At 62.5% G+C, this 17,693-nt stretch carries 14 protein-coding genes; 8 read left to right on the top strand and 6 right to left on the bottom strand.

Annotated elements, in window-relative coordinates; translation table 11 throughout:
- Positions 1-3: 3 nt before the first annotated feature.
- On the bottom strand, positions 4-1,116 hold the full coding sequence (locus ACJRW5_RS18075; RefSeq protein WP_484571877.1) for a DUF2207 domain-containing protein: 1,113 nt from the start codon (positions 1,114-1,116) through the stop codon (positions 4-6).
- Between the two features lie 2 nt (positions 1,117-1,118).
- On the bottom strand, positions 1,119-1,685 hold the full coding sequence (locus ACJRW5_RS18070) for a LemA family protein (protein ID WP_484571876.1): 567 nt from the start codon (positions 1,683-1,685) through the stop codon (positions 1,119-1,121).
- A 114-nt stretch (positions 1,686-1,799) separates the two neighbouring features.
- Here ACJRW5_RS18070 and ACJRW5_RS18065 point away from each other — a divergent pair, with 114 nt between their 5' ends.
- The 5 genes from ACJRW5_RS18065 to ACJRW5_RS18045 all read left to right on the top strand — a co-directional run bounded on the left by ACJRW5_RS18065 (position 1,800) and on the right by ACJRW5_RS18045 (position 5,963).
- Positions 1,800-3,719 (top strand): DUF294 nucleotidyltransferase-like domain-containing protein, encoded by a 1,920-nt coding sequence (locus tag ACJRW5_RS18065; protein ID WP_484571875.1) that lies wholly within the window; start codon positions 1,800-1,802, stop codon positions 3,717-3,719.
- Complete coding sequence (locus tag ACJRW5_RS18060; RefSeq protein ID WP_484571874.1) at positions 3,716-4,423, top strand: 3'-5' exonuclease; 708 nt, start codon at positions 3,716-3,718, stop codon at positions 4,421-4,423. Before ACJRW5_RS18065 ends, ACJRW5_RS18060 begins: the two co-directional genes overlap by 4 nt.
- Positions 4,424-4,623: 200 nt before the next feature.
- Complete coding sequence (locus tag ACJRW5_RS18055) at positions 4,624-5,073, top strand: hypothetical protein (RefSeq protein ID WP_484571873.1); 450 nt, start codon at positions 4,624-4,626, stop codon at positions 5,071-5,073.
- Between the two features lie 104 nt (positions 5,074-5,177).
- Positions 5,178-5,762, top strand: coding sequence for a DUF3267 domain-containing protein (locus ACJRW5_RS18050; RefSeq protein WP_484571872.1), 585 nt, complete (start codon positions 5,178-5,180; stop codon positions 5,760-5,762).
- A gap of 39 nt (positions 5,763-5,801) precedes the next feature.
- Positions 5,802-5,963: a DUF2986 domain-containing protein gene (locus tag ACJRW5_RS18045; RefSeq protein ID WP_484571871.1), complete on the top strand. Its 162-nt coding sequence runs from the start codon at positions 5,802-5,804 to the stop codon at positions 5,961-5,963.
- A 161-nt stretch (positions 5,964-6,124) separates the two neighbouring features.
- Here ACJRW5_RS18045 and ACJRW5_RS18040 read toward each other — a convergent pair whose 3' ends face one another.
- A complete protein-coding gene (locus tag ACJRW5_RS18040; protein ID WP_484571870.1) occupies positions 6,125-7,027 on the bottom strand; it encodes a LysR family transcriptional regulator in 903 nt (300 codons plus the stop codon).
- Between the two features lie 143 nt (positions 7,028-7,170).
- On the opposite strand from ACJRW5_RS18040, the gene ACJRW5_RS18035 reads away from it, so the two are divergent.
- A complete protein-coding gene (locus tag ACJRW5_RS18035) occupies positions 7,171-8,559 on the top strand; it encodes an L-serine ammonia-lyase (RefSeq protein WP_484571869.1) in 1,389 nt (462 codons plus the stop codon).
- Positions 8,560-9,207: 648 nt separating this feature from the next.
- Here the strand turns inward: ACJRW5_RS18035 and ACJRW5_RS18030 are convergent.
- Both ACJRW5_RS18030 and ACJRW5_RS18025 read right to left on the bottom strand, forming a co-directional pair.
- On the bottom strand, positions 9,208-10,860 hold the full coding sequence (locus tag ACJRW5_RS18030) for a BCCT family transporter (protein ID WP_484571868.1): 1,653 nt from the start codon (positions 10,858-10,860) through the stop codon (positions 9,208-9,210).
- A gap of 335 nt (positions 10,861-11,195) precedes the next feature.
- A complete protein-coding gene (locus ACJRW5_RS18025; RefSeq protein WP_484571867.1) occupies positions 11,196-12,863 on the bottom strand; it encodes a BCCT family transporter in 1,668 nt (555 codons plus the stop codon).
- A gap of 283 nt (positions 12,864-13,146) precedes the next feature.
- Here ACJRW5_RS18025 and cls point away from each other — a divergent pair, with 283 nt between their 5' ends.
- On the top strand, positions 13,147-14,592 hold the full coding sequence (gene cls / locus ACJRW5_RS18020) for a cardiolipin synthase (RefSeq protein ID WP_484571866.1): 1,446 nt from the start codon (positions 13,147-13,149) through the stop codon (positions 14,590-14,592).
- Positions 14,593-14,638: 46 nt separating this feature from the next.
- Positions 14,639-15,370: a substrate-binding periplasmic protein gene (locus tag ACJRW5_RS18015; RefSeq protein WP_484571865.1), complete on the top strand. Its 732-nt coding sequence runs from the start codon at positions 14,639-14,641 to the stop codon at positions 15,368-15,370.
- A 58-nt stretch (positions 15,371-15,428) separates the two neighbouring features.
- Here ACJRW5_RS18015 and ACJRW5_RS18010 read toward each other — a convergent pair whose 3' ends face one another.
- Positions 15,429-17,564 (bottom strand): TonB-dependent siderophore receptor, encoded by a 2,136-nt coding sequence (locus ACJRW5_RS18010; protein ID WP_484571864.1) that lies wholly within the window; start codon positions 17,562-17,564, stop codon positions 15,429-15,431.
- Positions 17,565-17,693: the final 129 nt, after the last annotated feature.

Genomic DNA, 17,693 nt, shown 5'->3' with positions numbered 1-17,693 from the left:
CGTCTACCGCATCAGCCAGACGCGGCTCGTAGTCACTACCGATTGCAGACCGATGCCTTCCTTGTTCGCCGGGAACAGCCGTTTGCGCACGTCACGGTCGAGCTCGCTCAAACTGGCGCTCGCACCTTGGTCGCGAGCCAGGCTGAAACCACCGCCAGCCCGGTCCTCGAGGTGCAGGTGCTTGCCGATGGCCATGCTGGTCAGCCATACGCCAAAGGCACGCGCCGCCGAGAAGCCGCCACGCAGGCCGCGATGCCAGAGATAGCCCGCCTGCACCGCACTCATGCCCTGCGGTGCCTCGAACAGGGGGATGATCACGCCCTTGCGCGGATCACGACCGACGCGGTGCCAGGCCAGCAGGTAAAAGATCAGCAGACCGAGCAACAACAGCGCGCCGACACACAGACCCAGGTTATCGCGCAGCAACTGCACAGCGCCCTGCAACGCTGTAGGTCGCGGCAGCAAACCGGCCTGCCAGTCCACCGCCACCGTCAGCCCGCTCGAGGCCGGCAGCGGCTCGGTAGTGGCCAGACGCAGAAAGTCGTCCGTGCGCTGCTGCACTTCATAGGCCTGCCCCTGCGCACCGCTGGCTCCGGTGTAGGCGGCCAGCTGGCCAATACGCGCACCGGCTGGCAGGCGCACCTCGACCGAGGCCTGGCGAATGGGGAACAGCCAGCCATTGCCGGTGACATTCCAGTACAGCTCGTCGCGATCAGCGTGATGCAACAAAGGCCGTCCGACCCTGTAGCGCAACTCATAGCGATAACGTCCCGGCTCCAGCAACACGTTGGCAGAGCCGAGGTAGAAGCGCACCCAGGCGCCATTGCGCTCGCTGCGTACCGACTCCGGCTTGCCATCGCGGGTCGCCTCCAGCAGCCTGATCGGGTTGCTTTGCTGCAGCCCCATCGGCAGCGCATAGCTGACCGGCAGATCGCGATAGATGCCCCGGCGAATGTCCCGCCCCTCGGCGCGCACGGTGATGCGCTCGGTCACCAGCAGGTTGCCGTCGCTCTCGACCTGCAGGCTGACAGCGAAATCCTCGATCACCTCCTGCGCCAGCGCCAGGCCGGGCAGCAGACAACACAACAGCAGCAGGCTACGCAGCCATCCTTGCATGTTCAAAACTCCAGTTTCGGGGAATGGGCGTCGTCCGGCTCATCCAGACTGAAGTACTCGGCCTGCTCGAAGGCGAACAAACGGGCCACCAGATTGCTGGGCACCGACTCGACCAGAATATTCAGCTCGCGTACCGCGCCGTTGTAGTAACGCCGGGCCATCTGGATGTGATTCTCGACTTCGCTGATCGAGCCCTGCAGCTCATGAAAGCGGCTGTCGGCCCTGAGCTCGGGGTAGTCCTCGACCAGCACGAACAGCTGACGCAGCTGGCTACCCAACTGCGCCTCGACCGGTGCGCGCTGAGCCAATGGCGAGTCGCTCAGCTGCACGGCGCGCTGGCGCTCCTGCACCAGCGCCTGTAGCGCGCTCTGCTCGTAGCTCATGTATTGCCGCACGCACTCGACCAGCGCCGGAATCAGGCTGGAGCGGCGCTTGAGCTGCACATCGATGCCGCTCCAGGCCTCAGCCACACGGTGGCGGTTGAATACCAGACGGTTGTAGTAGAAGACCGTCGCTGCGGCGCCCAGCAGCAGCGCACCGACGATCCACCATAAACCCGAACCTTGCATAGTCCCTCCTTGTTTGGCCTGTTGTGACGGCCACTTTCCTCATAGCGACACCCTGGGAGGACATCCCAACGTTATGCTCGTATCCTGTAATCCCAGCCAGCCAGCGAGTCTCTCATGCAGATCGAGCTGATCGAAATCCGCGATCACCTGAATCGCTTCGCCCCCTTCGACAATCTGCCGGAGCAGACGCTCGATGACATCGCCCGACAGGTGCAGGTGGGCTACTTCAAAGCCGGTAGCGAGATTCTCGCCGCTGGCGCGCCGATCCACGAGCTGCACTATGTTCGCAGTGGCGCCGTGGAAATTCACCGGCGCGGGGGCGAGCTGCACAATCGCCTGACCGAAGGCGACATCTTCGGCCAGGCCGGCCTGCTGCGCGGCAACAAGGTACGTCTGGCCGCCCGGGCCCTGGAAGACAGCCTGATCTACTTCATCCCCGGCCCGCTGTTCCAGCAGCTGTGCGATCAGTTCGACAACTTCGCCGACTTCGTCGAGGCCGAAGGCCAGTCGCGGCTGAAGTCGGCGCTGGAAGACAGCCACGGCAAAGCCAGCGAGCTGATGAAGATCAAGGCCCGCAAGCTGATCGGCCGCTCGCCGGTCAGCGTGCCGCTGGACATGCCCGTGCAGCAGGTGGCGCGGGTCATGACCGAACAGGGCGTGTCGTCGGTGATCATCGTCAACCCGGCCCGGCGCTGGCCCAACCCCGCGCAGGTGCAGGTGGCCGATCAGCAGACTCAGGTGATGGCCGGCATTCTTACCGACCGCGACCTGCGCGTACGCGTGCTGGCCGAAGGGCTACCGGGCGATACACCGGTCAGCCAGGTGATGACGCCCGGCCCGGTCACCGTGCAGGCCGACGAGTCGGTGTTCGAGGCCATGCTGTGCATGCTGCGCAACAACATCCACCACCTGCCTGTGCTGCAGCGCCGGCGCCCGGTCGGCATGATTTCCCTCGCCGACGTCATTCGCTACGAGTCGCGCAGCAGCCTCTACCTGGTCAACAGCATCTTCAACAAGGACTCGGTCGAGGGGCTCAAGAGCCTGCTGCCCGACCTGCATGCGACCTTCGTGCGCATGGTCGCCGACGACGCCAGCGCGCATATGGTCGGCCGCGCCATGAGCAGCATCGGCCGCGCCTTCACCCGCCGCCTGCTGGTGCTCGCCGAGGAGAAACTCGGCCCGCCGCCGGTGCCGTACTGCTTCATGATCGCCGGTTCGATGGCCCGCGACGAACAACTGCTGCTCACCGACCAGGACAACGCCCTGGTACTCGACGACAGCTTCGACCCGGAAGTGCACGACCCCTATTTCGCCGAGCTGGCGCAGTTCGTCAGCAATGGTTTGTCCGCCTGCGGTTATGCCTACTGCAAGGGCGGCATCATGGCCAGCAACCCCAAGTGGCGCCAGCCGCTCAAAGTCTGGCGTGGCTACTTCACCCGCTGGATCGAGCAGCCCAACCCGGAGACCCTGCTCAACAGCAGCATCTTCTTCGACCTCGACGGCGTGTACGGCAAGACCGCGCTGGTGGAAAACCTCAAGGAGCTGCTGGCGGAAAAGGCCAGCGCGACCCCGGCCTTCCTCGCCGCGCTGGCTCGCAACGCCCTCAACCGCACGCCGCCGCTGGGCTTCTTCCGCACCTTCGTGATGGAAACCGACGGCCGTCAGAAGAACATCATCAACCTCAAGGGCCGTGGCACTGCGCCGCTCACCGACCTGATCCGCGTGCACGCCCTGGCCTGCGGCTCCAAGGCGCAGAACTCGCTGGAGCGCCTCGACGCCATCGCGGCAACCAAACTGCTGCCCAAAGAAGCACTGGATCATCTGCGCTACGCCTTCGAGTTCCTCAGCCTGGTGCGCATCCGCCACCAGGCACGTGAGGTGGAGGCCGGCAACCCGCCGGACAACTACGTCGAGCCGGAGAAGTTCAGCTCCAGCGAGCGCCACCACCTCAAGGAAGCGTTCCAGGTGGTGAGCAATGCACAGAAATTCCTGCGCTTCCGCTATCCGGCCCAGCCTCTGACCCGTCCGCAATGACTGCCTATCAGAACCAGGACTGGCCGCAGCTGTTCGCCAGTCTCGCAGACAGCAGCCAGGATGAACGTCTGCGCACTTTCTACGGCGCGGGCTGCATCGAGGCCGAGACACCACTGGCGGACGTCCCGCTGGTGGCGCTGGACGTGGAAACCACCGGTCTCGACCCGCGCGAACACGCCATCGTCAGCCTCGGTCTGGTACCGCTCAACCTGGAGCGCGTGCGCTGTGCCGAGTCGCGTTACTGGGTGGTCAAACCCACCTCGGAGCTGAGCGCCGAATCGGTCACCTTCCACCACATCACCCACTCCGACATCCGCCACGCGCCACGCCTGGCCCATGTCCTGGATGAACTGCTGGAAGCCCTGGCCGGCAAGGTGGTGGTGGCGCACTACCGCAACATCGAGCGCAACTTCCTCGACCAGGCCCTGCGCGAACACCTTGGCGAAGGGCTGATCTTCCCCATCATCGACACCATGGAACTGGAAGCGCGCCTGAACCCCAAGCGTACGGTGAGCTGGTGGGATCGCCTGCGCGGCCGTAATCCCATTTCCATCCGCCTGGCCGACAGCCGCCTGCGCTATGGCCTGCCGCTGTACAGCGCCCACCATGCCCTGACCGACGCCCTGGCCTGCGGTGAACTGCTACAGGCCCAGGTAGCCAAGCACTACCCGGCGCATACGCCGGTGGGTGCGCTCTGGAGCTGAGCCCGCTCAACGCACCGTAGGAGCGGCTTCAGCCGCGAAGCTTGTGTTTTTGCTCACAAATACCGAAGCGGTGTAGGAGGCCAGCCGTTTTCATCGCATGGACACTTCGGGACAAATGCTCTAGCGTCCGCCCCTGCTGGCACCGTAGCTCGAATGTCGCTGCCATGCACTGCAACAGGACTGATTATCAAAGGGACTTCATGAAAAAAACCTTACCCATCCTTATCCTCGCGTCTTTTCTCCTAGCCGCCTGCGCATCGCTCTCCAACCTGCCAAAGCCGGAGCAAAGTGAATATTTCACGACTCTCGGCGGTGGCTTCGTCATCACGCTGGGCAATCCTCCCACCTATCAGTACGGCGTAAACCTAGTCATCACCAAGACACTGCCGGAAAGTGCCTACGCAGTGGTCGAGTTCCAGAACCCAGCCGACAGTTCGCAGCCGTTTGTCCTGGCGGGCCCTCTCGAAGACCTGAAGAAAATGACGCCATCGCCCTACCCCAATGTGTGGGTGCTGACCTCACCTGCCGTACAGGGCATCGCCACACACACGAATTACGCCGTGATCACCAGCATCTATTCCGATAGCAGCCGGCAAACGTTGACCGCGAGGCACACGCAATTGGTCAACTCCGAATACATTGAGAACTGACTGAAGGCATTGAGTGCTCGAAGACGGCGGCCAATGCAGTTTCCCTGTCGCCGTCACCCCGGGTAGCGCTGCGCCCCGTGTTCATTACGCTGCAGGCAAGCGTCATGGTGAAGTTCAGAATTGGCTCGATACCGGTGAACGAGGATTTCGATCCTCTCGCCGGTAACTGGACCCCGTGTAAAGAACCCAAACCGTGGGTATCGACCTGGCTCATTTCGATTCCCCTGAGTCTTCTGCTGGCGGTCAGCTTTACCGTGATGCTATTCAAGCTCACGCCTATCGATCTTCAGGGTCTGACGCTTTACAAGCTGCTGTTGCTTTATGCAGTGCTTGTCATCACTCACGAGGCGATACACGCCATGATGCAACCCGACCGGGGCACATCTGCGCGAACCACGCTGGGCTTCTGGCCGTCTCATCTGGTCTTCTACGCCCACTATGGCGGTGCACGAAGCCGCGCCAGCTTCCTGATCGGCCTGATCAGCCCTTTCCTGCTGCTTTCTGTAGTGCCTCTGTTGTGGGCAATCGCATTCCAGACGAACGCATGGTGGGTGGGAGCACTGATCCTGGGGAATGCGGTCGCGTCCAGCGTCGATCTGTTCGGTTTTTTTGCGGTGCTGCTGGGAACCCCGAAGAACAGCCAGGTCATCAACAACGGTTGGTACACCTATTGGCGCTTGCGCAGCTAGAGTGGGCGCCATTCATTCAAGGCAACGCAGACACACACCATGAATCGCCGCAAAAAGATCAAGCAACTGCTCGAAGCCCACGCCAAGAAGGCCAACGCCAAGTTTGCACCCAAAAGCAACAAACCCAAGTACATCAGCAAGGCTGACCGGGCGAAGTTGGCGGCTGAAGCGGCTCAAGAGGGCGTCACGCCTGCTGACTAAAGCTCGGGATACCCATGTAAAGTGCGGACATGAGAACATCGCGGCTGAAGCCGCTCCTGCAGGGCTTAGACAGGTGGATACCTGAGGCGTGACTGGCACAGCACCGTCTACCCGACGCCGCGAAAGCATCGCGGCCAAGCCTGCCACAGCACTCAGGGGTGCTAGCCCAACACTCTGTCTGCCGTATATACCGCCTCGTCAAGAAAGGCATTCACCGCCGGATGGTCGCGCTCGCCCTTGCGGTAGGCGAGAAACACGCCGCGCTGGATATCGGGCAGCAGCGGCACCGCGATGACGCCGGGTAGCGGGCGCACCAGGCGCAGGCCGGAGACGATGGAGATGGAGTTACCCGAAGCGACCATGGCCGCGACCATCTCGAACCCTGCGCAGTGCGCGTTGATCTGCGGTGCAAAGCCGGAACGGCGACACAGGTTGGCGATGAATTCCCCGAACGAGCTACCGCTTGAGTCCAGCGCCCAGGCCTCGTCGCGGAGGTCGGCGACGGTCAGGCTGTCGCGTCTGGCCAGCCCGTGGTCGACGGGCAGCAGCACATGCAGCAGATCCTGAGTCAGGGGAATCAGCGCGTAGTGTTCACGGTTCTCGTCCGGGGTCACGGCCAGATCGTCGATCACCGCCACGTCGATCTGCCAGGAGCCCAGCGCGCTGAGACTTTCCTGCGGCTCCAGATCCAACACCACCACGTTCAGTCGTGGATAGGCACTGCGCAGCGCGCGTACGGTTTCCGCGATCACCGCCACGGCGATCGAGGGGAAGGCCGCCACACGCAGTTCACCGGCGATTTCACCGCGCAGCAGGGCCAACTCCGAGCGCGCTTCGTCGAGCACCACGAGGATGCGCTCGGCATGCGCCACCAGACGCTCCCCTGCCGGCGTCAGCACAACGCCGCGTCCGCGCCGCTCGATCAGCGCCACGTCGACTTCACGCTCGAGCTGGGCAACCTGCTGCGATACCGCCGACGGTGTCAGGTGCAGCGACTCGGCCGCGGCCGCCATGGTGCGGCAGCGGGCCAGTTCGCGCAGGGTTCGCAGGCGGGTTATGTCCATGGCGCAATCTCAATGGTTAAGTGACGCTAACGAATACGTTAAAAATAAATCAGTATACATAATGATATGGCCGTTCTTAGATAGGGCATCCACACGCGCGTAACCGGGCGCGTGTCCATTCAATCGACAAGAAGAACTCCGCCATGGCTATCAGCGTTTTCGACCTGTTCAAAGTTGGTATTGGCCCGTCCAGCTCCCACACCGTCGGCCCCATGCGCGCCGCCGCGCTGTTCACCCATGCCCTGGAAAACCACGACCATATGCCGAAGGTGACCCGCGTGGTCGCCGAGCTGTATGGCTCGCTGGGCGCCACCGGCAAGGGCCATGGCAGTGACAAGGCGGTGCTGCTCGGCCTCAGCGGCCATGAGCCGGATACCGTCAACGTCGATCAGGTGCCCGAGTACATCGAGAGCATTCGTCGCGACAAGCGCATCGTCTTGGCCGGCAAGCATGCCGTCGCCTTCGACGAAAAAGCCGACCTGAAGATGTTCCGCAAGGCACTCCCCCTGCACGCCAACGGCCTGCGCTTCGCCGCCTTCGATGCCGCCGGTATTCAATTACACGACGCCACTTATTACTCGGTCGGCGGCGGCTTCGTGGTCAGCGAGGCGGTGCTGGCCGATGGCAGCAAGCAGAAGATCATCGCGCCGGATGCCACCTCCCTGCCGTTGCCGTTCCGCAGCGGCGCCGATCTGCTCAAGCTGACCCGCGAACACGGTATCGGCATCGCCGAAGTGATGCGCCGCAACGAGCGCCACTGGCGCAGCGACGAAGAGACCGACGCCGGCCTGCTGAACATCTGGAAGGTCATGCAGGCCTGCGTCGATCGTGGCTGCCGTACCGAGGGCATCCTCGCCGGCGGCTTCAAGGTACGCCGCCGCGCCGCCATCCTGGCGCGCAAGCTCGGCGGCTTCCAACGCAGCTACATCGAAGATCCGCTGCGCATGCTCGACTGGGTCAACCTGTGGGCACTGGCGGTCAACGAGGAAAACGCCGCCGGCGGCCGCGTGGTCACCGCACCGACCAACGGTGCCGCCGGCATCGTCCCGGCGGTGCTGCACTACTATGCCAACGCCATATCCGGCGCCAACGAGCGCGGCATCATCGACTTCCTGCTCACCGCCGGTGCCATCGGCATCCTGTACAAGGAAAACGCCTCGATCAGCGGCGCCGAAGTGGGCTGCCAGGGTGAAGTCGGCGTGGCCTGTTCGATGGCCGCAGGTGCCCTGTGTGCAGTGCTCGGCGGCACCCCGGAGCAGGTCGAGAACGCCGCCGAGATCGGCATGGAACACCACCTGGGTCTGACCTGCGACCCGGTCGGCGGTCTGGTGCAGATTCCCTGCATCGAGCGCAACGCCATCGCCTCGGTGAAAGCCATCAACGCCGCGCGCATGGCGCTGTACGGCGACGGCGCGCACTACGTGAGCCTGGACAAGGTGATCAAGACCATGCGCGAAACCGGCGCCGACATGCTGACCAAGTACAAGGAAACCGCTCGCGGTGGCCTGGCGGTGAACATCATCGAGTGCTGATGCTCGCGCGGTACTGAAAACGCCCCGGCTCTCCGGTAATGCTGTTCATTTAAGGTTACAGACGTTGGCTCCCCTCTCCCATTTATGGGAGAGGGGCTGGGGGAGAGGGCTGAAATGCAGCAAAACTGCCAGTTTCCCCTCGCCGAACGCGGCCCGCCCAACCCTCTCCCCAGAGGGGCGAGGGGACTAATCGCGTCCGACCACTTCTTATGTGAACAGCATTACCGGAGAGCCGGGGCGTTTTCGTTTCTGGCGAATGTCGATTTCGCTCAGCATCAGCGTCGGTCTTGCAGCACTTCATTCGTGCGAGAGCCCGGAGCCAGGCGCCTGAGCATCGACCTCGACTGAATGCGGCGCGATCAGGCATTCGTCGCGAGGCGCGACTCCCACAGGCCCGGCACGTTCAATCGAGGGTTGTTGAGGTGGATGTGATACAGCCCGACGAGCGTGTCTCTCGATCAGCATCCTCAGCAGGGTCGCTCTGCCAACGCGATGCCCCCTCGGCAACGAGCCACACCCACGCCCACGCCATACACCGCGAGAGAAGTTGCCGCCCTTTTCAAGGCTCATAAACGACAACGCCCCTATCATCGATAGGGGCGTCGTTTGTTGCCTGGCGTGCTGACTGCAGTCAGCAGCGGCGAGCGCTTAGCGCGGTTCGCTAGCCAGTCCCTTGACGATCGCCACGCAGCCCACCAGCAGCACGATGGTGAACGGCAGCCCCGTGGAAACCGCCATGGCCTGCAGCGCGACCAGGCCACCGCCGAGCAGCAGGGCTACGGCCAGCGCACCTTCCATGACCACCCAGAAAATCTTCTGCGAGGCCGGCGAGTTGATCTTGCCGCCAGCGGTGATGGTGTCGATCACCAGCGAGCCGGAGTCCGACGAGGTGATGAAGAACAGCACGACCAGCACGATGGCAGCGAAGGAGCTGATGGCGCTGATCGGCAGCTGGTCGAGCATGACGAACATCTTCAGTTCCAGCGCAGCCTGGCTCAGCTCGGTCAGACCGCCCAGCGCCTGGCTCAGTGCGGTGCCACCGAAGGTGCTCATCCAGATCACCGACACCAGGGTCGGCACCAGCAGCACGGCAGTGAGGAATTCACGCACGGTACGGCCACGGCTGACACGGGCGATGAACATGCCCACGAACGGTGACCAGCTGATCCACCAGGCCCAGTAGAACGCAGTCCAGCCCTGGCTGAAGTTGGCGTCTTCACGGCCGACCGGATTGGACAGGGCCGGCAGGTACTGCAGGTAGGCACCGAGGTTATCCAGCACGCCGCTCAGCAGCAGTGCAGTCGGGCCGGCGACCATGACGAACAGCAGCAGTACGATGGCCAGTACCAGGTTGATCTCGGACAGGCGCTTGACCCCCTTGTCGACACCGGCCAGTACCGAGCACAGCGCGATCAGGGTGATGATGGTGATCAGCAGCACCTTGGTGGTGGTGTCGGCCGGCAGGCCGAACAGGGTGTGCAGACCCGCAGTGGCCTGCTCTGCCCCCAGGCCGAGGGAGGTGACCAGACCGAACAGGGTGGCGAACACCGCCAGAATGTCGATCAGGTGTCCCGGCCAACCCCACACGCGCTCACCGAGCAGCGGGAAGAAGATCGAGCGGAACGACAGCGGCAGGCCCTTGTTGAAGGCGAACAGTGCCAGCGCCAGCGCGACGATGGCGTAGATCGCCCAAGGGTGCAGACCCCAGTGGAAGATGGTGGCGGCCATGCTCAGGCGAGCGGCTTCGGCGCTGTCGCCGGCTGCAGCACCCAGCGGGGCCCAGTCGGTGCGTACGCCATTGTCGCCCATCGCGGTACCGCCCAGCGCAGTGCCGTAGTGCGACATCGGCTCGGCTACGCCATAGAACATCAGGCCGATGCCCATGCCCGCTGCGAACAGCATGGAGAACCACGACGCGTAGGAATAGTCCGGACGCGCCAGCGTGCCGCCGAGACGCACCTTGCCGAGCGGGGAAACGATCAGCCCCAGGCACAGCAGCACGAAGATGTTGGCCGAGCCAATGAAGAACCAGGACAGGTGTACCGTCAGCCAGTCACGCACGGCCTTGAACAACGGCTCCACCTGATCGTGCATGGCCAGCGCCAGCACGACGAAGATGAGGGCGGTCACTGCCGATATCAGGAACACCACGCCGTGGATATCGAGATTGACCAGATAACGGCCACGGATGTTGTCCTGGCCAACTACATAATCGGTGTTGATGAGATTGGCGGCACCGCTTGGGGCGGGAATACCGTCGGTGGATGATTCGGTTTTGCGGGATACGGGGCCTTGGCTCAAGGGGCTGCTCCTTCTTTTTTTATCTCGCGAGCAATGCGGCGACCGCCGCTGCTAATCGCGGAAGCCGACGCTATCAGAAGGAAAATCAGACCTGCACTGCGGAAACGCCGCGGTTTTTCCCATTAACGACTGCGGGGTCGAAAGGGCGACAGATGACAAAAAACCGTCTGCCGAGGTTCTGGCGCTATTCGCCTCGATCCTAGGCACCATGCGGGTTAGAGGCCTGCCAGGCATGCCCCATACTGGCGCCTGAAGCGCTCCGAAAGGGTGCAAAAAACGACGAGAACAAAAAAGCGCGCCCGTAGGCGCGCTTCTGATCGCGATGAGAACGCGCGTTAGCGAGGCTCGCTCATCAACCCTTTGACGATGGAAATACAGCCCACCAGCAACACGATGGTGAACGGCAGTCCTGTCGAGACGGCCATGGCCTGCAATGCCACCAATCCACCACCGAGCAGCAGGGCGATGGCGATGACGCCTTCGATGCTCGCCCAGAACACGCGCTGTGGCACGGGCGCGTTGACCTTGCCGCCTGCGGTGATGGTGTCGATCACCAGCGAGCCGGAGTCCGACGAGGTGATGAAGAACACCACCACCAGCACGATGCCGATGAACGAGGTGATGGCGGTCAGCGGCATTTCGCCGAGCATGCTGAACAGCTTCAGTTCCAGACCGGCTTCCTGGGCACCGGTAAAGCCATCGACCAACAGCTGGTTGATGGCGGTACCGCCGAATGCAGTCATCCACAGCACCGACACCAGCGACGGCACCAGCAGCACGGCAGTGAGGAATTCACGCACGCTGCGGCCACGACTGACACGGGCGATGAACATGCCCACGAACGGCGACCAGCTGATCCACCAGGCCCAGTAGAACGCGGTCCAGCCCTGGCTGAAGTTGGCGTCTTCACGGCCAACCGGATTGGACAGGGCCGGCAGGTACTGCAGGTAGGCACCGAGGTTCTTGAAGAAATCGGTGAAGATCACCAGGGTCGGGCCGGCAATGATGATGAACAACAGCAACAGCAGCGCCAGGCCCATGTTCACTTCGGACAGACGCTTGACCCCTTTGTCCAACCCAGCAACCACCGACAGCAGCGCCACGCAGGTGATGCCGATGATCAGCAGTACCTTGCTGGTGTCAGTGGCCTCGATGCCGAACAAGAACTCCAGACCTGCAGCCGCCTGCTCGGCACCGACGCCAAGCGAAGTGACCAGGCCGAACAGCGTGGCGAATACCGCGAGAATGTCGACGATGTGGCCCGGCCAACCCCAGACGCGCTCGCCGAGAATCGGATAGAAGATCGAGCGAATCGACAGCGGCAGCCCCTTGTTGAAGGAGAACAGCGCCAACGCCAGGGCGACGATGGCGTAGATCGCCCAGGGGTGCAGGCCCCAGTGGAAGATGGTGGCGGCCATACCCAGACGTACCGCTTCTTCGGCGTTGCCCTCGGCACCACCCAGCGGTGCCCAGTCGGTACGCACACCATCCTCACCGACGCTGATGCCACCGATGGCCGAGCTGTAGTGCGACATGGGTTCGGACACACCGTAGAACATCAGACCGATGCCCATGCCGGCTGCGAACAGCATGGAGAACCAGCCCATGTAGGTGTAGTCGGGGGTTGCGTCCTTGCCGCCGATACGCACCTTGCCGAGTGGCGAGACGATCAGACCAAGACAGAGCAACACGAAGATGTTGGCGGCACCGATGAAGAACCAGGCCATGTGGTGGGTGAGCCAGTCGCGCAAGCCGCTGAACAGCGGTTCGATCTGGTTCTGCAGAGCCAGGGCCAACACCACGAACAGCACCGCTACCAGAGCGGAGATGGTGAAGACCTTGCCGTGGATATCCAGAGAAAAGATGAACTGCCCCTGGATGTTGTCCTGACCGATGACGTAATCGGTATCGATCAGGTTGGCTTCACCGGTCGGTGCCGGGATGCCCTCATTGGTTTCCGCTGCGGATGGCGGGGTCGTGTCATTCGAAGGGACGTTTCCCATACGTGGCGTACTCCTTGATGCGTTTGACTCGCTTTACGAGCGTGAACAGGACGGATGCCCTCCTCAAATTAAAGACGACCTACAAGCGGGTCGAACGAAAAAGGGTAACACATGAATTCCGCTCACCCAGAAATCAAGACACGTGAACGCCCTGAATAATTCCCTGGCAGATGGCGATTGGCCCAACACTGCCATTCGCCGGTTGGCCGTGGCAGGATGCCTGGCGAACGCTACGCAACCCCCGTGGTCAGCTGCACACAGCCCGTGCGAAGGAAGACCCTGCATGCCTGCGGATTTCGGCATTCCCCATCTGTTTGCCTACTTGATCGCCAGTATCCATGCCCTCGGCGTGGTCGCGGCGATTCATGCAGTTCTCACCGTGCGCACGGCACAGGGCGCACTGGCCTGGGGGCTGTCACTGTTCTTCATGCCGTACCTGACCTTGCTGCCTTATCTGGTGTTCGGCCGCAGCCGCTTCGATGCCTACGTCAGAGCTCGCCGCCAGGCTGACAGAGAAATGCGCCTGGCCATGGCCGAGCAGGACTGGCGTCCGTGGATCGAGGAAGCCAAGGCGGCGCACCAGTCGCCCGCCTACGCACGCCTGCGGGCCTTGCCGCGTCTGTCGCACCTGCCGGGTCTGACCGGCAACCGAGTGCAGCTGCTGGTCGATGGCGATGCCACCTTCGACGCGATCTTCGCGGCACTGGCCAGCGCGCAGCAGGTGATCCTGCTGCAGTTCTTCATCATCCGCGACGACAGCCTCGGTCGGCGCCTGCACGATATCCTGCTGGAGCGTGCCGCCGCTGGCGTGAAGGTGCATGTGTTGTATGACGGAGTCGGTAGCCACGCGCTGTCTGCTGCCTATATCGACCGTCTGCGTCGCGGTGGCGTCGAGGTCCACGCCTTTCCCACCCGCGCCGGTCTGTTCAACCGTTTTCAGCTGAATTTTCGCAACCACCGCAAGATCGTCGTGGTCGACGGCGAGATCGGCTTTCTCGGCGGGCTCAACGTCGGTGTCGAATACCTTGGCCAGAAGCCGCCACTGGCACCCTGGCGCGATACCCACATCGAAGTCCGCGGCCCGGTGGTTGCCAGTCTGCAGGAAGCCTTCGCTGAGGACTGGTACTGGGCCTGCCAGAAGTTGCCGCCGCTGCTGATGCCCAGCAAGCAGGACGAGCCCGGCGTGCTCTGCCAGGTAATCACCAGCGGCCCTGCGGACCCGCAGGAAACCTGCTCACTGCTGTTCGTCGAAGCGATTCACGCGGCCCGTGAGCGGCTCTGGCTGAGCAGCCCGTACTTCGTGCCTGACGAAGCGCTGTTCGCCGCCCTGCGCCTGGCCGTGATGCGTGGCGTGGATGTGCGCCTGCTGCTGCCGGCGAGGCCTGACCACCGCGTGGTCTATGCGGCCTCCAGTCTGTACGCGTTCGAGGCCCTGCGGGCAGGGGTCAGGGTATTCCGCTACCAGCCTGGCTTCCTCCACCAGAAAGCCCTGCTGATCGATCATGACGCCAGCCTCATCGGCAGCGCCAATCTGGATAACCGATCCTTCCGCCTGAATTTCGAAGCCAACCTGCTGGTCTTCGACGAGGCCTTCAACGCCGAAGTCGCCACCATGCTGGAGAACGACTTCAGCCGTTCGCGTGAACTGGCCAATGCCGACCGACGCAACCTGCATCGCCTGCAGCAACTGGGCATGCGCGTGGCACGGCTGATTTCGCCAATCCTCTGAGGCGCGGCTATGGTTATCAGGTCAGCCGTCGCCAACCTGCCCTGTCATGAGCCACCGCTTTGTCCTGCTGCTTTGCCTCATTCTGTGCGCTCTGCCCGGCCTGGCGCAGGAGGAGATTCGCGTCGGCGTGGAATTGCAGCCCTACCCACCCTATTCCGACGTGGAGAACGGCGAATACCGCGGCTATGCCCGTGATCTGCTGGATGCCTTCGCCGCCAAGTATGGCTACCGCTTCGTCTATGCACCGCTGCCGGTCAGGCGTCTGCTCGGCGACTTCCTGGCAGACCGGGTTGACCTCAAGTTCCCCGACCACCCGCAATGGAATGCCGATCAGAAGGCTGGCCACGACATCCACTACAGCCATCCGGCGGCCCCTTACGTCGACGCTGTACTGGTCAAACCCGAATATCTTGGCCAAGGCACGGCGCGCATCCAGCTACTCGGCACGCAGAACGGTTTCACGCCCTGGCCCTACCTGCCGGAGATCCGCGCAGGCCGCTTCAAGCTGATCCAGGCCAACCAGATCGAATCGCTGCTACTGATGGCCATCAACGACCGGGTCGATGCGGTCTACCTCAACCCCAGGGTGGTGGCCCATCAACTACACCAGATGGGTCAGCCGGAGCAGGCGCTGGTGCTCGATCCACAGCTGCCGCACGTGGAAGACCACTATTACCTCTCGAGCATCCGCCACCCGCAGGTGATCGAGGCATTCAATCGCTTTCTCGACGAGCACGCCGAAGAAGTCGCGGCGATTCGCTCACGCCATGGTCTTTGACTCTGCATGAAGGCATCCACACGCGGGGTCGCAGGTCATCCAGCGGCAACCCTCCTGCCTAGTATTTCCAGGTCAGGGTCGCGCTGACGTTGCGCGGAGCACCGTAATAGGCCTGGGTCCAGTACAGGCTGCTCAGGTACTTTTCGTCAGTGAGGTTGTTGAGATTGGCCGACACGCTCCAGTTCGGATCGATGTCGTAGCTGGCCATCAGATCGACCACGGCGTAGGCCTTCTGCTTGGCGTCGGCAGTACCAATCGAGGTGAAACCATCATCGGCGGTCAGCGGCACAGCAATTTTGATGTCGTCCTGCCAGCGTACGGCGGCGCCGATCTTGAGCTTTTCCATTCCCGGTATGCGGTAAGTAGCAGCGGTCTTGATCATGTGCTTGGGCGAGTAGGTCACAGCATGTCCGCCATCGGCATCGGTGATGTCGACGAAGGTATAACCGGCACTGAGCTGCAGGCCCTCCAGCGGTTCGCCGGAAAACTCCAGTTCGTAACCTTCACTGGTCAAGCCTTCGATGGCGCGGTAGTAGGCAACAGAACCATTCATGCCGGCTTGCTCGGCGAAATTGTCCTGCTCGGTACGGAACACCGAGAGCGCCACATTGACCGTGTCGTCGAACAGCTCGCCCTTGATCCCGGCTTCGTAGTTCACCCCCTCGACCGGGGCCAGACGCGAGCCGCTGACGTCGGTCTCGGTCTGCGGGTCGAAGATTTCGGTATAGCTGGCATAGACCGAGTACTGCTCGTTGAGATCGTAGACCACGCCTGCATAAGGCACGACCTTGTCGCTGTTCTTCGACGATTTCTCCAGGCCGTAGTTGGTACCGTCACTTTTCACGTCGACGACTCGGGCGCCGGTGATCAGGCTCAAGTCGTCGGTCAGACTCCAGCGTGCAGCTGCGTAGAAACTCTTCATCCGGTCAGTGAAGTCGCTGCCGTCGCTACCGTTGTCGTTGAGCGGCGTCGGGTAGTTTCCGGTCCACTGCTCCAGCGGCGGCAACATGGTCCCGGTGCTCGAGTCATACACGGACAGGTCCTCCAGTTCCGAGCGCGACCAACTGGCCCCCAGCGCCGCCTCATGCTGGCGACCCGCCAGGGTGAATGGGCCGCTGGCCTGCAGATCGACGATCAGCTGGGTGTTCTTTTCGCGGTACTCGGAAGGGTAGGAATACAGACCGGCCCCCGTCTCGCGGTTGGGGGTACCGTAGACATAAAACATTGAGCCATCGCTTTTCTTCTCCACGCGGGTGACCACGGCCTTGGCCTGCCAACCGTTGTCGAACGTGTGCGCCAGCTCGGCAAAGGTGCGGTTCTCCTTGTTATCCCAGTAGGCCCAGTCGGTTGCCGTGCTGGTCGAACGGGAATAGTTGGTCTTGCCGCCGTCCTGATAGACCAAGGGCAATGCACCCCACATCGGCGAGTTGGCGTCGCTGGTCTGCAGGGTATGGCCAAGGGTGAAGACGGTGCTGTCGTCGAGGTCTAAGTCCAGCACACCGTGGAATACGTTCTTCTCGCGCGAGTAACGATCGAGGTAGGAGTTCTTGTTTTCGTTGGCGTAGACCACGCGGCCACGTACCGTGCCGGCGTCATTCAATGCGCCGGATACATCGGTGTCGATACGGCGTTTGTCCCACGAGCCCGCCGTCAGATCGATGCGAGCCTGAGGGACGGCAGTCGGCCGCTTGCGCACGAAGTTGACGGTCGCCGAGGGGTTGCCGGTGCCTGACATCAGGCCATTGGCGCCGCGCACGACCTCCACGCGCTCGTACATTGAGGTGTCCAGATCACCCTCGACATTGCCGTAGACGAAGGGTACGGAAATACCGTCGTACTGGAAGTTGGTGATGTCAAAGCCGCGGGCGGTGTAGTAGGTGCGATCGGTTTCGACTTCCTGCACCTGCACGCCCGGTACGGCCTTGAGCGCATCGTTGACGCTGGTGAGCTTGAAGTCGCGCAACTGGGCGCTGCTCAGGGTGGAGATCGCCTGCGGCGTCTGGCGCGGCGTCAGGTCGAGCTTGGCCGCAGCACTACTGGGCGTGGATTTGTAGCTGTCGACATCTGCCGCAGAACTTTCACCGACAACCGTCTGAGCATCCAGCTCAAGCTGGCGCTGCTCGGCTGCCATGGCGTGATTGAAACTGCAGACGGCCGCGATCGCTGCGGCCAGGTGGCTTTTCCTGCTGAACAAGGGACCTCTCCTGTTGCGCTGTCGTTAGCCGCTGACAGTCCCTTTGCAGCTGGTGCCTCACTGGCATGCATCTGCCATACGCAAATGCGAACTATTAACGACAAATCCTCGCAGCAGAAGAAATACCAG

Origin of the sequence: Pseudomonas pichavaramensis (assembly GCF_050473265.1) — a bacterium.
Taxonomy (GTDB): domain Bacteria; phylum Pseudomonadota; class Gammaproteobacteria; order Pseudomonadales; family Pseudomonadaceae; genus Aquipseudomonas.
The sequence above is the reverse complement of the archived record's forward strand: the minus strand, read 5'-3'. Positions and strand labels throughout refer to the sequence as shown.

What these genes read in the sequence shown, in the direction of transcription:
- ACJRW5_RS18075 (WP_484571877.1), bottom strand. Translation starts at nt 1,116, where the DNA reads ATGCAAGGATGGCTGCGTAGCCTGCTGCTGTTGTGTTGTCTGCTGCCC.
- ACJRW5_RS18070 (WP_484571876.1), bottom strand. Translation starts at nt 1,685, where the DNA reads ATGCAAGGTTCGGGTTTATGGTGGATCGTCGGTGCGCTGCTGCTGGGC.
- ACJRW5_RS18065 (WP_484571875.1), top strand. Translation starts at nt 1,800, where the DNA reads ATGCAGATCGAGCTGATCGAAATCCGCGATCACCTGAATCGCTTCGCC.
- ACJRW5_RS18060 (WP_484571874.1), top strand. Translation starts at nt 3,716, where the DNA reads ATGACTGCCTATCAGAACCAGGACTGGCCGCAGCTGTTCGCCAGTCTC.
- ACJRW5_RS18055 (WP_484571873.1), top strand. Translation starts at nt 4,624, where the DNA reads ATGAAAAAAACCTTACCCATCCTTATCCTCGCGTCTTTTCTCCTAGCC.
- ACJRW5_RS18050 (WP_484571872.1), top strand. Translation starts at nt 5,178, where the DNA reads ATGGTGAAGTTCAGAATTGGCTCGATACCGGTGAACGAGGATTTCGAT.
- ACJRW5_RS18045 (WP_484571871.1), top strand. Translation starts at nt 5,802, where the DNA reads ATGAATCGCCGCAAAAAGATCAAGCAACTGCTCGAAGCCCACGCCAAG.
- ACJRW5_RS18040 (WP_484571870.1), bottom strand. Translation starts at nt 7,027, where the DNA reads ATGGACATAACCCGCCTGCGAACCCTGCGCGAACTGGCCCGCTGCCGC.
- ACJRW5_RS18035 (WP_484571869.1), top strand. Translation starts at nt 7,171, where the DNA reads ATGGCTATCAGCGTTTTCGACCTGTTCAAAGTTGGTATTGGCCCGTCC.
- ACJRW5_RS18025 (WP_484571867.1), bottom strand. Translation starts at nt 12,863, where the DNA reads ATGGGAAACGTCCCTTCGAATGACACGACCCCGCCATCCGCAGCGGAA.
- cls (WP_484571866.1), top strand. Translation starts at nt 13,147, where the DNA reads ATGCCTGCGGATTTCGGCATTCCCCATCTGTTTGCCTACTTGATCGCC.
- ACJRW5_RS18015 (WP_484571865.1), top strand. Translation starts at nt 14,639, where the DNA reads ATGAGCCACCGCTTTGTCCTGCTGCTTTGCCTCATTCTGTGCGCTCTG.